Origin of the sequence: Bacillus sp. MZGC1 (assembly GCF_002998605.1) — a bacterium.
GTDB lineage: Bacteria > Bacillota > Bacilli > Bacillales > Bacillaceae > Bacillus.
On record NZ_PVRE01000009.1, the window covers coordinates 1 to 13,211 of the forward strand.

A 13,211-nucleotide genomic window follows, 5' to 3' on the forward strand; every position below is an offset into this window, starting at 1 on the left:
CATCAGGTTTGGTGGCGATAGCGAAGAGGTCACACCCGTTCCCATACCGAACACGGAAGTTAAGCTCTTCAGCGCCGATGGTAGTTGGGGGTCTCCCCCTGTGAGAGTAGGACGCCGCCAAGCTTTTCTAAGGATCAGTTCCATACGGAACTGGTCTTTTTTGTTTTTTAAGAAAAGGAACAAACACCCGATCTGACATGGATACATATACTAAACTACCATCTAAAACATTCTTAATTTTGTATACAATTGAAAGCGCTAGGGCATACTGAAGCTATAAGTGGAGGTGTCACAATGAGCAAAAAAGAGCGAGAAGCGATTTGTTTGATTTGTGAAGAGAAAAAGACAAAGGGAATTTATTTATATCATCAGTTTTTGTGCCGAGACTGTGAGCGAAAGTTAATTTCTACATCGACCTCGGATCCTAGCTATTCCGATTATGTGAGAAAGCTTAAAAATCTTCATACGCCGCCTTTGTATTCATAGACCACTAGATGGTCTTTTTTTATGAGCTATAAAGGATTGGTCTTGTTTTTTGGAACTTAGTTTGGACATCATCCGTAATTCATAATAAGATAAACAGAGAGCCTGATTATTCATAGGAGTCGATAAACATGAAATCAATCTTTTATACATTTATATGGGCCATCCTCTCTACTTTTTTTTCGCTTGTGATTTTAACCGTTAGTATTGGGGTTTTCCATCATCATGCTGGATTATCGATACTGTATGCGATGATTGGATGGGGTGTGATGTTTGTAGGGAGCAGATGGACTGCTTTCCAATTGTTTTTAAAGAAACACGGACTGTCTCGTAGTGATTATGTATATATCAAACAGCATTTAAAAGAAGCAGGGCAAAAGCTCGTGCGTTTAAAAAAAGCTTTATTTGCTGTGAAAAACGTACAAACGATCAAACATAATTATGAAGTTCTTCGGCTTGCACGACGAATCTATACAATAACAAAAAAAGAGCCAAATCGATTTTATGATGCACAGCGTTTTTATTTCGAAAGCTTGGATTCTGTCGTTGAACTAACTGAGAAATATGCACTATTGTATAATCAGCCTAATCGTAGTCATGAGCTGGAAATGACATTGAGCCAAACCCGAGTGACATTGACAGAGCTGCAAAAGCAATTGACCAATGATTTGCAGCAAGTTTTAGGAAGAGACATAGAAGCTCTTCATATTGAGCTTGAAGTAGCAGATAAAATGATGAAGAAATAGATGAAAGGAGTCAAACTCGATGAAACCGGAAGATCACGCCACACCATCACCTGCCTCCACTACAGATCTTCAGTTTCGGGTGTTTGATACCTTATCTGATGAGGAGAAAAAAGAAGCCGTGCAGCGTGCTAAGCAGATCCCTGACAATCCGCAAAAACTGCTTTTCTATGGTACACGTGTGCAGGAACGACTATTGGAACAATCACAACAGATGATGAAATATGTTGAGAAAAAAGATATTGATCAAATAGGAGACGTGCTTGAGACCTTTTTGCAGCAGCTGCATGTAGTGGAGCCTGAGGATTTACTGCCAAAGAAACAAGGTTTTTTTTTAAAATGGTTTCAACGGGATAAACGATCTACTCAGGAGATCATATCGCGTTTTCAACATGCAAAATCACAGATCGAGAGATTGTCAGCAAGGCTTCGTTATGCAAGAGGCGTATTAATCTCGGACCATATGTTATTAGAGCGTTTATTTGAAGAAAATCAAACTTATTTTCAAGAGATGACGCTGCAGGTCGCAGCAGTTGAAGCGAAAATGACAACGTTAGAGCAGCGGCCTATTTCAGAAACGCAACTTTCTGTTGACCGGACAATAGAGGAGCAATTGATGAGTCAAGAAGTCAATGAGGAAGAGTATGTGGAGAGACTAAAGGAACGAAAGTATGATTTGCTGTTAAGCCGGCAAATTGCATTGCAATGTAATGCTCAAATTCGGATGATCCAGCATACGAATCATACTTTGGCCAATCATATTCAATCAACTGTTTCTGCGTCTATTCCACTATGGATCAACCAAATGTCGATTGCGTTAACGCATATTCAGCAGCGGGCCAACTCAGCTCTTGAGAACCGAATCCAAAAAACATATGAAAAGGTATCGAAGCAGCAGGGACAGCTTCTTGAAGAGGCATCTTTTGCTCCTATAGATACGTTGAAAAAGGTCCAACGTCAATTAGCTGAAACATTACAGGAAACGTTACAGGTGAAAGAGCATGGAAGCCAAGAGCGAGCTCAATTGAAAAGCAGTATGTATGAGGCAGAGCAGCAGCTGGCGAATCCAATAAAGGAATGAGAAACCATCTTTCGGTTCACTTGTTTGAACGTTATAATAGACTTAAGATATCGTTAAAGTGAAAAGGGTCGATTTGTTTGAGAACACCTTTATATACAACATTAGCACAGCATGCGGAAAAGAAGCCTTATTCTTTTCACGTTCCAGGACATCACAATGGAGATGTCTTTTTTGATGAGGCACGGTCCCACTATGCTTCAATCCTTCAGCTGGATGTGACGGAGCTTGAAGGTCTAGATGACCTCCATCACCCGACTGGTGTGATTCAAGAGGCAGAAAATTTATTGACTAAGCTATATGGTTCAGATCAAAGCTTTTTCCTTGTAAATGGCACAACAGTCGGAAATTTGGCGATGGTGATGGCGGCATGCCGCACGGGAGACGAGATTTTTGTCCAGCGTAATTGCCATAAGTCTGTCTTCCATGCGATCGAGCTTGCAGGGGCAACGCCTATTCTGGTAGACGCTGAGATAGACCCACACTTGCATGTTCCAACACATGTGACGGATGATACAGTCAGAAAAGCCATCGCAAGACATCCTAATTGCCGAGCAATCGTTTTGACTTATCCGAACTACTATGGACATGCAGCTGATTTATCAAAGCTGATTCACATGTGTCATGAAGCAGGTGTGGTTGTTTTGGTTGATGAGGCTCATGGCGCGCATTTTGTATTAGGCGGCGCATTTCCTCCATCTGCTCTTTCCTATGGAGCGGACGTGGTGGTACAATCAGCACATAAAACCCTTCCGGCAATGACGATGGGTTCCTATCTTCATCTTCAAGGGGACCGAATCGATGCGAAGCGTTTGAAAACATTGCTCACGATGCTTCAAAGCAGTTCGCCGTCTTATCCAATTATGGCCTCATTAGATGTGGCGAGGGCTTATGTCGAGGAGATCAAAGGAAAAGGGACATTGGATGTAATCATGAAAGAACTGACAGAGCTGAAAGATCAGTTCAACCGTCTGACTCATCTTGAAGTGGTTGAGCCTGACTCGCTGCTTTCCGATCCATTAAAATGCGTCATTCGATCAACAAAAGGACTGACTGGTTACGAACTAAAACGGGTGCTTGAATCAGTGGATGTTCATCCAGAGCTTGCGGACGAACATCAGGTTTTACTTATTCTTAGCTTAGAACAGAGGAAGGACGTTCCTTTCAAGCGGATCGAGCAGGCTCTTAAGCAAAGTGATTCATTGCTCAAAGGAAAAAAACATATCCAAAATGAGACGTTATCTATTGAGACTGATGAGCAAAATCAAGACATAGAGGCTGTCCCATTTGAACATGCAGCAGGCCGGATGAGTGCAGAATCAATTATTCCCTATCCGCCTGGTATTCCTTTGATGATTAAGGGAGAGCGTATTGAGATAGATCAAATTAAGGCGTTAAGCCGTTTGCTTGGACATCAGGTTCATGTTCAAGCAAGTCAGGTCATTCATCAGAGAAAATTATATGTTTATATAGAAGAGGAGACACTATGAGCGGTATGTTTATTACGTTTGAAGGGCCAGAGGGCGCCGGAAAAACGACAGTGATTCGAAAAGTGTACGAAGAAATGGAACGTCAAGGATATGCAGTCATGGCAACACGTGAGCCGGGAGGCATTGAGATTGCTGAGCAGATTCGTGAAGTCATTTTAAATGAAAAAAACACGAAAATGGATGCGAAAACAGAGGCATTGCTGTATGCAGCAGCGAGAAGGCAGCATTTGGCTGAAAAGGTAGAACCGGCATTGCAGCGCGGAGACACAGTCTTATGTGATCGTTTTGTTGATAGCTCTCTCGCTTATCAAGGCTATGCGAGAGGGCTTGGAATTGATCAAGTCAGATCAATTAACGACTTTGCTATTGATGGCACGATGCCGCAAATGACCATTTATTTTTCCATTACACCTGAAGAAGGGTTAAAACGAATTCACGCCAATCAAGGAAGAGAAAAAAACAGATTAGACATGGAGACGCTGAATTTCCACCAGTTGGTCAGAGAAGGCTATGAACTGCTTATTGCGCAATCGCCAGAACGATTCCGTGTAGTAGATGCGTCTCAGCCGATACAGGATGTCTATGAAGAAGTACTTCGGGTGATTCAGGACACATTAAAGAAAAATCAAATATGACCTCATTCCCAATCGTTGTTATAATATAGAGGAAGACATCGGCATGTCACCTGTGCCTAAAACAAAGGAGGCCAATCAAATGAAATTAATTGTTGCCGTTGTACAGGACCAAGATAGCAGCAAGTTGTTGAAAATATTGACTGAACATCATTTCGGCGTGACAAAATTAGCTTCAACTGGTGGGTTTTTAAAGTCTGGGAATACGACTTTTATCATTGGTTGTGATGATGTCCGAGTGGATAAAGCATTACAGCTTATAAAAGAAAATTGCCGCAAACGTGATCAAATGATTGCACCTGTATCTCCAATGGGTGGTAACGCAGATTCATATGTACCATACCCTGTTGAGGTTGAAGTTGGTGGAGCTACTGTCTTTATTCTGCCAGTTGAACAATTTCATCAATTCTAAGGATGGGTTGCTGTGAAAATTAATCAAGATATGCGGCTGCTTTTAGAAAAGCGTGAACTCCAAGGCATTAAAGGAAGCCAAACATCTGCCTCCTTTAAAGCATCGATGGAGACGCAAAGCGGCAAAATGCGCTTAGAGCAGCTGACGGTCATGCTGAGTGATATCGAAGTGTTCGGTAAAAAGCTGACAAAGTCACGAAACCTAAAGGACTTGGCTAGGTTTAAAGGGCTTGTGAAGCGCTTTGTGAAAGAGACAGTCGATAATGGATTAAATATAGAAACATCAAGAAGCTTTGACATTTATGGCAACACGCGTACACTCGCTTTAGTCAAAGCATTAGATGAAAAGCTGATTGAATTAACAGAGGATATGATGGACCAAGAGAAACCTTCTATTGATTTGCTTGAACGTATTGGAGAAATAAAAGGTTTATTGATTAACCTTTACACATAGAGAGTGATAACATGGCAATTAGCTGGGATGACATGAATGATTTGCAGCCGCGCGTCATGCGGCTGATTTTTAATAGTATTGATAAAGACCGACTTGCGCATGCCTACTTATTTGAAGGAAAAAAAGGGACGGGAAAGCTGGATGCTGCGATGCTTTTGGCTAAGAGCTTTTTTTGCTTGAAAGCAGGAGTGAAACCATGTGAATCCTGCCAAAACTGCAAAAGGATTGAGTCAGGAAACCATCCCGATTTACATCTCGTGCAGCCTGATGGTCAATCGATTAAGAAAGCGCAAGTGCAGGCATTGCAAGAGGAATTTACAAAAGCAGGTGTGGAATCTCACCGAAAAATGTATATCATTCTTCATGCGGACAAAATGACGGTCAATGCCGCGAACAGTTTATTGAAGTTCCTAGAGGAGCCTAACCGGGAAACGATGGCAATTTTAATCACTGAGCAATCGCATAAAATGCTGGATACGATTATTTCAAGATGTCAGATGCTTAGCTTTCAGCCGCTGCAGCCGCAATCCTTGGAGCAGCAGCTATTACAAGAAGGCGTATCTCAGCATCTTGCAAGGCTTTTGTCGAATTTAACCAATAATTTAGCAGAAGCACTCGAATTAAGTCGAAATGATCAGTTTGCAGAGTCTAGAGCGAAAGTGATAAAATTGTATGAAGTCTTACACCAGCGAAAAGAACATGCATTTTTTTATATACAAGATCAATGGATGCCTTTTTTCAAAGAGAAAGACCTTCAAGAAACAGGTCTGGATATGCTTTTATTTATATATCGTGATGTATTGTCGATTCAAATAGGAAATGAAGATAAAGTCATTTATCAAGACTTATTCCAGACAATGAAGCAGCACGCGCTGCATTCCACACAGCAGATGGTGACGAACCAGATCCTTGCTGTATTAGAAGCGAAAAAGAGACTTCAATCCAACGTGAATGCCCAAGGGCTGATGGAGCAATTGGTGTTGATGTTGCAGGAGGGATAAGTTTGTACAACGTAATTGGTGTTCGTTTTAAAAAAGCGGGCAAAATCTATTATTTCGATCCTAATGGATTTCATATAGAAAATGATAGTTGTGTCATTGTAGAGACGGTCAGAGGAGTTGAGTACGGACAAGTGGTCATCGCTAATAAAAAAGTAGATGAACACGATGTCGTTCTTCCTCTGCGTAAGGTGATTCGTGTAGCAGACGAACGAGACCGGCTCATCGTTGAGGAAAACAAAGAAGCAGCGATGACAGCCTTTGATACATGTCTTCAGAAGGTAAGTGAACACGGGCTAGAAATGAAGCTGGTCGATGTTGAATTTACATTTGACCGAAACAAGGTCATCTTCTACTTCACAGCGGATGGCAGAGTAGATTTCCGCGAGCTAGTGAAAGATCTTGCTTCAATTTTCAAGACGAGAATTGAACTTCGCCAGATTGGTGTAAGAGACGAGGCAAAAATGCTGGGCGGCATAGGTCCTTGCGGGCGAATGCTTTGCTGTTCGACATTCTTAGGAGACTTTGAACCAGTATCCATTAAGATGGCAAAAGACCAAAACCTGTCGCTAAATCCTACAAAAATTTCAGGGCTTTGCGGCCGTTTGATGTGCTGCTTGAAATATGAGAATGATGAGTATGAAACAGCGAAAGAACAATTGCCCGATATCGGTGAAACGATTCAGACATCTAGTGGCTCTGCAAAAGTAGTAGGGCTCAACATTTTAGAACGAATTTTGCAAGTTGAATTAACCGGGCAAGAAAAAGTGATAGAATATACTTGGGAAGAATTATTACAAGAAGGCGTTGTATCTGCACAAACAACTGAGTAACGAGGTGTGCCACCTTGGATAAAAAGGAACTATTTGATACGGTGATCAATTTAGAAGAACAAATCGGTTCTCTTTATCGCCAGTTAGGTGATTTGAAAAATCATATCGGTGAAGTGATTGAAGAAAATCATCAGCTGCAGATGGAGAATCAGCACTTGCGTGAACGTCTGGATCAGTCTGATCGGGACAAATCGTCTGAGACAGAGAATGATTCTGCTCAGAAGCCAGGTCATTCTGATATAGGAGAAGGTCATGATAACCTGGCTCGGTTATATCAGGAGGGCTTCCATATTTGTAATGTACATTATGGGAGCATTCGTAAAGAGGGAGACTGTTTGTTCTGTCTGTCATTTTTAAATAAAAAATGAGAAAAGGCTTCCGCTGAATCGGAAGCCTTTTTCACAGGAAAAGAAAGGATACATCATGGTTTCGTTAAGAGAAGATGAACGATTAGATTACTTGCTCGCCGAAGATATGAAGATTATTCAAAGTAAAACGGTTTTCGCCTTTTCATTGGACGCAGTATTATTAGCGAAATTTGCGTATGTGCCAATCCAAAAAGGAGAGATCATTGATCTTTGTACGGGAAATGGCATTGTGCCATTGCTGCTTTCGACTCGATCTAAGGCCTCCATTACTGGGGTCGAAATTCAAGAACGGCTGTTTGATATGGCAAAAAGAAGTGTGGCGTATAATCAACTTGAAAAGCAAATTAAATTGATTCATGGTGATTTGAATGATATGCCAGCACGCTACGGCAACCACAAAGTAGATGTCATCACATGTAATCCGCCATATTTTAAGACACCTTCTAAGGAAGAAATCAATGAAAATGAATACTTGGCAATTGCTCGGCATGAAATCCATTGTACATTAGAAGATGTCATTCGTGTTTCTTCCACGCTGCTGAAGCAAGGGGGTAAACTGGCGATGGTTCATCGGCCGGGTCGGCTGCTTGAGATTGTGGAATTGATGAAGAAATACCGAATTGAGCCAAAACGAATTCAATTTGTTTATCCCAAACAGGGGAAAGAAGCCAATACCATCTTAGTAGAGGGTATAAAAGATGGAAAACCAGATCTGAAAATCCTCCCGCCTCTTTTTGTTTATGGAGATGATCAAGAGTATACAGAGGAAATCAGGACGATACTGTATGGAGAAGCATAATCATTATTTCTATGTATTGAAATGTGCAGACGGCAGCCTATATGCAGGTTATACAAATGATTTACAAAAAAGACTGACGACCCACAATAGTGGAAAGGGAGCAAAGTATACAAGAGCAAGACGGCCGGTTGAGCTGTATTATCATGAATGTTTTGCAACCAAAAGAGAAGCCATGCAGCAAGAATATCGTTTTAAAACGTGGACGCGGAAAAAGAAAGACCTTTATATAGAAGAAAAGCGAATAGAAAAGGAGGCGGCACATGAAAACACAGAAAAGCTTTGATGGTCAATCAGATATGGGCATTCTATATCTCGTCCCAACCCCAATTGGCAATTTAGAAGATATGACGTTTCGAGCCATACAAACATTAAAAGATGTAGACTATATTGCCGCAGAAGATACAAGACAAACGAAAAAACTTTGTCATGTCTATGAAATTGATACGCCATTAACGAGTTATCATGAGCATAACAAAGACAGCAGCGGCCACAAGTTAATCGAATGGTTAAAAGAAGGAAAAAACATCGCACTCGTGAGCGATGCTGGTTTACCGACGATCTCAGATCCAGGTGCTGAAGTGGTTCGAGACTTTACTAATATCGGCGGCTATGTCGTTCCGTTACCTGGAGCAAATGCTGCACTTACAGCACTCATTGCATCAGGGATTACACCTCAGCCATTTTTCTTTTATGGTTTTCTTGACCGACAAAAAAAGGAAAAGAAAAAACAGCTCGAAGCTTTGAAGAAGCGTCAAGAAACAATCATTTTCTATGAAGCGCCCCATCGATTAAAAGAAACGCTGACATTGATGAAGGAAGTGTGGGGCAACCGGAATATCGCCATTACGAGAGAACTAACGAAAAAATTTGAAGAGTTTATTCGTGGAGATTTAGAGTCTGTGCTGACATGGTCCGCAGAGCATCAAATCCGGGGTGAATTCTGTCTTGTCGTACAAGGTAACGATCAAGATGAAGAAGAGCTAAATGAAGATGTCTGGTGGAAGTCCTTATCTGAAAAGGAACACGTGATCCATTACATAGAAGAAGGATTAACGTCGAAGGAAGCCATTAAACGTACAGCCGTCGAACGTGGTGTACCAAAGCGCATGATATACGATGCCTATCATATTGAACAATAAAGAAAGGTTCTTGCAAACGGTGCAAGAACCTTTTTTATATCAAACTTATTTTTGTGATTGAAGTTGGTTTTGGATTTCGTTAATGATTTGCTCTGCACCTTCACGGCTAAGAACTAATTTACCATTAGCAAGTTTAAGGTTATCGTCTGATACTTCACCTGTAACTTGGCAAGTCATGTTTGGTTTATATTTTTTTAGGATAATTTTTTCATCATCAACATAAATTTCCAAAGCGTCTTTTTCAGCGATTCCTAGAGTACGGCGAAGTTCGATTGGAATCACCACGCGTCCTAATTCGTCAACTTTACGTACAATACCTGTAGATTTCATCTTCATTCTCCTCCCAAAGAGTTCTTATTCTTAATATAATATTATCTTCGTCATTATTCGACAAATTCCTTACATTCATAGCATAACAAGGTTTCCATAAATCGTCAATCATTTTGTTTACTATTGTTTGTAAAATATGACTCTTAAAGTCAAAAGACCTTGAAACTATTGATTTATAAGGATTTCTCGGGTTTTTTCTATGAAAATATGAGAAATGACGAGTTCAGATTAACAAGACTTTTGCCCTAAATTAGACAATTGTAAATCTGGAAATAGATTTCATACGACAATATTCGACAAAATGTCGACAGGTTTGTCGTTTTTTTCGAAAAACTCATCTTTTTCGATCATTTCATCTTGTTCTATGTATATATGCTTGATCTTAAAGGCTAAGATGGTATCATAGAGAAAGCACAAGTGCAAAATTTAATGAATTGATCTAACACATTTTCATGTAATGATGATAACCGCTCTCGTCCATTGGGCGGGAGTTTTTGACATTTACACACACGCAGGAGGTTCCGACATGCCGGAAAAGAAAAAAACGTTTTATCTGACAACACCTATTTACTATCCGAGCGGAAAATTACATATTGGACATGCTTATACGACAGTAGCAGGGGATGCTATGGCTCGTTATAAACGTCTTCAAGGCTATGATGTGATGTATTTAACGGGTACAGATGAGCACGGACAAAAAATTCAGCAAAAAGCTGAAGAACAAAATATTACACCGATCGAGTATTTAGATCCGGTCGTAGCAGACATTCAATCATTATGGAAGAAACTCGACATTTCGAATGATGATTTCATCCGTACAACAGAAAAAAGACATACGAAAATCATTGAGCAAGTGTTTCAAAAGCTGCTTGATCAAGGTGATATTTATTTAGATCAATATGAAGGCTGGTACAGTATTCCTGATGAGACATTCTATACGGAAACACAGCTTGTGGATGTTGAGCGGAATGAAAAAGGAGAAGTCATTGGCGGGAAAAGCCCTGACAGCGGACATCCTGTCGAATTAATTAAAGAGGAATCATATTTCTTCCGTATGAGTAAGTACGCGGATCGTTTACTAGACTATTATGAGAAGAATCCAACGTTCATTCAGCCTGAATCAAGAAAAAATGAAATGATCAATAACTTCATTAAACCAGGTTTAGAGGATTTGGCTGTATCAAGAACAACCTTTGATTGGGGAATTAAAGTTCCTAACAATCCAAAACACGTCATCTATGTATGGATTGATGCGTTATTCAACTATTTAACTGCGATTGGCTACGGAACTGATCAGGATGAAAAATATAAAAAATATTGGCCTGCTAACGTGCATCTCGTAGGGAAAGAAATTGTACGCTTCCATACGATTTATTGGCCAATTATGCTGATGGCACTAGATCTGCCGCTGCCGAAACAAATTTTCGCACACGGCTGGCTGCTGATGAAAGATGGGAAGATGTCTAAATCAAAAGGGAACGTAGTAGATCCCGTCACATTAATTGATCGCTATGGCCTTGATGCCCTTCGTTATTACCTCCTTCGTGAAGTACCATTTGGTGCGGATGGTGTGTTTACACCAGAAGGATTCGTGGAACGTGTAAACTATGACCTTGCCAATGATTTAGGTAACTTGCTTAACCGTACAGTTGCGATGGTACAAAAATATTTTGACGGTACATTAAGCAGCTATAAGGGTCCAGTTAATGAGTTTGATGAGGAACTTAAAGCGGTAGCTGAGCAAACAGTCAAAGCCTATGAAGAAGCGATGGAAAACCTTGAATTCTCGGTGGCTCTTTCAAATGTTTGGACATTAATCAGCAGAACCAATAAATATATTGACCAGACAGCTCCATGGGTGCTGGCAAAGGATGAAACAAAACGAAAAGAGCTGCATTCTGTCATGTATCATTTAGCAGAATCACTGCGCATCACAGCGGTGCTCTTAACGCCATTCCTAACGAAAACACCTGAGAAAATCTTCTTCCAGCTTGGCATTGAAGAAGAGAAGCTTAAAAGCTGGGATAGCATTCTATCTTTTGGTGCCATTCAACAAGCGACGGTACAAAAAGGAGAGCCTTTGTTCCCTCGTTTAGAGGTTGAAGAAGAAGTAGCGTATATTAAAGAGAAAATGCAGGGAAGTGCACCAAAGGAAGAAGAGAAAGTTGAAATAGAAGAAACGGAATTACCTGAGCTTGGAGCAGAAATTGCATTTGATGATTTCTCAAAAGTTGATCTTCGAGTAGCACAGGTACTGGAAGCAGCCCCAGTGAAAAAAGCGGATCGTCTCTTAAAGCTTCAGCTTGATTTTGGATTTGAAAAAAGACAAATTGTTTCAGGGGTTGCCAAGCATTATCAACCTGAGGAATTAGTAGGGAAAAAGCTCGTTTGCGTAGCGAATCTCACACCAGTCAAACTCAGAGGGGAAATTTCCCAGGGAATGATTTTAACTGGAGAAACTGATGGGAAATTGCAGGTTCTTGAAGTAGACCGATCTCTAGCAAATGGAACAAAAATTTTATAAATCAACAAAAGGTGTTCCACGTGTAACATTTCGTCGAACACCTTTTGTTTTTTAGAAGAATTGTCGAAAGGAGCAATCAACGATGTTATTTGATACACATGCCCATTTAAATGCTGAACAATATAATGAAGACTTAGAGCAGGTGATCGAAAGAGCGAAAAGTGAAAAAGTCGAAAAAATCGTGGTGGTAGGGTTTGACCGCCCGACAATTACGAGAGCAATGGAATTAATTGAAGAGTATGATTTCATCTATGCAGCCATTGGCTGGCATCCAGTCGATGCCATTGATATGACAGATGAGGATTTGCTGTGGATCAAAGAATTATCTCAACATGAAAAAGTCGTTGCGATTGGAGAAATGGGTCTGGATTACTATTGGGACAAGTCGCCAAAAGATGTACAAAAGGAAGTCTTTAGACGTCAAATTGCTCTTGCGAAGGAAGTGAATCTTCCAATCATTATTCATAATCGTGACGCAACGGAAGATGTCGTGACGATCTTAAAGGAAGAGGGAGCGGCTGATGTTGGAGGGATTATGCATTGCTTTACTGGCAGCCTAGAAATCGCAAAAGCGTGTATGGATATGAACTTTTATATTTCATTCGGTGGACCCGTGACATTTAAAAATGCCAAAAAACCGAAGGAAGTTGTCAAGGACATACCAAGTGACCGGCTTTTAATTGAAACAGACTGCCCTTACTTAACGCCAGCGCCATTTAGAGGGAAACGTAACGAGCCAAGTTATGTGAAATATATCGCAGAACAGATCGCGGAGTTACGAGAAACAAGCTTTGAAGAGCTTGCTGAATTGACCACAAAAAATGCGAAAAAAGTTTTCGGTATAAACTGACAGTATATGATGTCAATCCTTGTTTAAGCTTGTCCAATTGTGAAACATAACGAAAATGTTCTACACGTTTGCGCCTCCT

General features: G+C 40.6%; 16 protein-coding genes and 1 rRNA gene. 16 read left to right on the forward strand and 1 reads right to left on the reverse strand.

Features of this window, described 5'->3' with window-relative positions; all coding sequences use genetic code 11:
• The first annotated feature begins 7 nt into the window (after positions 1 to 7).
• The 14 genes from rrf (at position 8) to rsmI (ending at position 9,428) form a co-directional block, all read left to right on the forward strand.
• Positions 8 to 123, forward strand: a 5S ribosomal RNA gene (rrf, locus tag C6Y06_RS19165).
• Positions 124 to 294: 171 nt separating this feature from the next.
• Positions 295 to 486, forward strand: a complete 192-nt coding sequence (locus C6Y06_RS19170; RefSeq protein ID WP_003217973.1) for a sigma factor G inhibitor Gin — start codon at positions 295 to 297, stop codon at positions 484 to 486.
• Positions 487 to 614: 128 nt separating this feature from the next.
• Positions 615 to 1,229: a 5-bromo-4-chloroindolyl phosphate hydrolysis family protein gene (locus C6Y06_RS19175; protein WP_106031933.1), complete on the forward strand. Its 615-nt coding sequence runs from the start codon at positions 615 to 617 to the stop codon at positions 1,227 to 1,229.
• Between the two features lie 19 nt (positions 1,230 to 1,248).
• Positions 1,249 to 2,307 (forward strand): toxic anion resistance protein, encoded by a 1,059-nt coding sequence (locus C6Y06_RS19180; RefSeq protein ID WP_106031934.1) that lies wholly within the window; start codon positions 1,249 to 1,251, stop codon positions 2,305 to 2,307.
• A gap of 77 nt (positions 2,308 to 2,384) precedes the next feature.
• Positions 2,385 to 3,794: an aminotransferase class I/II-fold pyridoxal phosphate-dependent enzyme gene (locus C6Y06_RS19185; protein ID WP_106037502.1), complete on the forward strand. Its 1,410-nt coding sequence runs from the start codon at positions 2,385 to 2,387 to the stop codon at positions 3,792 to 3,794.
• A complete protein-coding gene (gene tmk / locus C6Y06_RS19190) occupies positions 3,791 to 4,429 on the forward strand; it encodes a dTMP kinase (RefSeq protein ID WP_034665671.1) in 639 nt (212 codons plus the stop codon). Before C6Y06_RS19185 ends, tmk begins: the two co-directional genes overlap by 4 nt.
• Positions 4,430 to 4,508: 79 nt before the next feature.
• A complete protein-coding gene (locus C6Y06_RS19195) occupies positions 4,509 to 4,838 on the forward strand; it encodes a cyclic-di-AMP receptor (protein ID WP_024425625.1) in 330 nt (109 codons plus the stop codon).
• A gap of 12 nt (positions 4,839 to 4,850) precedes the next feature.
• Positions 4,851 to 5,291: a YaaR family protein gene (locus C6Y06_RS19200; protein WP_058015827.1), complete on the forward strand. Its 441-nt coding sequence runs from the start codon at positions 4,851 to 4,853 to the stop codon at positions 5,289 to 5,291.
• 11 nt (positions 5,292 to 5,302) lie between these two features.
• The gene (gene holB, locus C6Y06_RS19205; RefSeq protein ID WP_106037503.1) at positions 5,303 to 6,292 is read left to right on the forward strand and encodes a DNA polymerase III subunit delta'; all 990 of its coding nucleotides are present in this window, start codon (positions 5,303 to 5,305) and stop codon (positions 6,290 to 6,292) included.
• 2 nt (positions 6,293 to 6,294) lie between these two features.
• A complete protein-coding gene (gene ricT / locus C6Y06_RS19210) occupies positions 6,295 to 7,122 on the forward strand; it encodes a competence/sporulation regulator complex protein RicT (protein ID WP_012008643.1) in 828 nt (275 codons plus the stop codon).
• 14 nt (positions 7,123 to 7,136) lie between these two features.
• Complete coding sequence (gene yabA, locus C6Y06_RS19215; RefSeq protein WP_003217957.1) at positions 7,137 to 7,490, forward strand: DNA replication initiation control protein YabA; 354 nt, start codon at positions 7,137 to 7,139, stop codon at positions 7,488 to 7,490.
• A 55-nt stretch (positions 7,491 to 7,545) separates the two neighbouring features.
• Positions 7,546 to 8,289: a tRNA1(Val) (adenine(37)-N6)-methyltransferase gene (locus C6Y06_RS19220; RefSeq protein WP_106037504.1), complete on the forward strand. Its 744-nt coding sequence runs from the start codon at positions 7,546 to 7,548 to the stop codon at positions 8,287 to 8,289.
• Positions 8,276 to 8,572 carry a GIY-YIG nuclease family protein gene (locus tag C6Y06_RS19225; RefSeq protein ID WP_106031938.1) on the forward strand — a complete coding sequence of 99 codons (297 nt, stop codon included), beginning with the start codon at positions 8,276 to 8,278 and terminating at the stop codon, positions 8,570 to 8,572. Before C6Y06_RS19220 ends, C6Y06_RS19225 begins: the two co-directional genes overlap by 14 nt.
• Positions 8,550 to 9,428: a 16S rRNA (cytidine(1402)-2'-O)-methyltransferase gene (gene rsmI, locus C6Y06_RS19230; protein ID WP_106037505.1), complete on the forward strand. Its 879-nt coding sequence runs from the start codon at positions 8,550 to 8,552 to the stop codon at positions 9,426 to 9,428. Before C6Y06_RS19225 ends, rsmI begins: the two co-directional genes overlap by 23 nt.
• Positions 9,429 to 9,473: 45 nt before the next feature.
• Here the strand turns inward: rsmI and abrB are convergent, their stop codons facing one another.
• The gene (gene abrB, locus C6Y06_RS19235) at positions 9,474 to 9,764 is read right to left on the reverse strand and encodes a transition state genes transcriptional regulator AbrB (RefSeq protein ID WP_087975202.1); all 291 of its coding nucleotides are present in this window, start codon (positions 9,762 to 9,764) and stop codon (positions 9,474 to 9,476) included.
• 520 nt (positions 9,765 to 10,284) lie between these two features.
• On the opposite strand from abrB, the gene metG reads away from it, so the two are divergent.
• Both metG and C6Y06_RS19245 read left to right on the forward strand, forming a co-directional pair.
• Entirely contained in the window at positions 10,285 to 12,282 is a 1,998-nt protein-coding gene (metG, locus tag C6Y06_RS19240; RefSeq protein ID WP_106037506.1) for a methionine--tRNA ligase, read from the forward strand.
• An 82-nt stretch (positions 12,283 to 12,364) separates the two neighbouring features.
• Positions 12,365 to 13,132, forward strand: a complete 768-nt coding sequence (locus C6Y06_RS19245; protein ID WP_034665688.1) for a TatD family hydrolase — start codon at positions 12,365 to 12,367, stop codon at positions 13,130 to 13,132.
• Positions 13,133 to 13,211 lie beyond the last annotated feature (79 nt).